Origin of the sequence: Psychrobacter sp. W2-37-MNA-CIBAN-0211 (assembly GCF_040309405.1) — a bacterium.
GTDB lineage: Bacteria > Pseudomonadota > Gammaproteobacteria > Pseudomonadales > Moraxellaceae > Psychrobacter > Psychrobacter glaciei.
Window position 1 is genome coordinate 1 of record NZ_JBEOOU010000161.1, and the last position, 277, is coordinate 277.

Here is a 277-nt window from a genome sequence, read left to right on the forward strand (position 1 = left end):
GATATCAGCTCAGCCTTACTACTTGAACTTGTGGAGCACAGTATTGCGATTCCATTGCAGGGCGAGGTGATAGAAACATGGCAATTTAGTGTCGAGAATTTACATCAAGTTAAAAAAGCCACGCGCATTCAACGTGATCTGGCACTCGACTGGGGTGGCATTGGTTTAATTTTACAATTACTTGATGAAAGAGACCGATTAGATCATGAAGTCCATATGCTAAAACAGCAACTAAGTCGGTTTAAAATATAATGGCATATCGCTGACTATTGGATGT

At 40.4% G+C, this 277-nt stretch carries 1 protein-coding gene; it reads left to right on the plus strand.

Annotation, left to right across the window (positions count from 1 at the left end; all coding sequences use genetic code 11):
* Positions 1 to 252: chaperone modulator CbpM (locus AAEY72_RS14720; protein ID WP_352311282.1), on the plus strand; the 252-nt coding region annotated here is incomplete at its 5' end.
* Positions 253 to 277 lie beyond the last annotated feature (25 nt).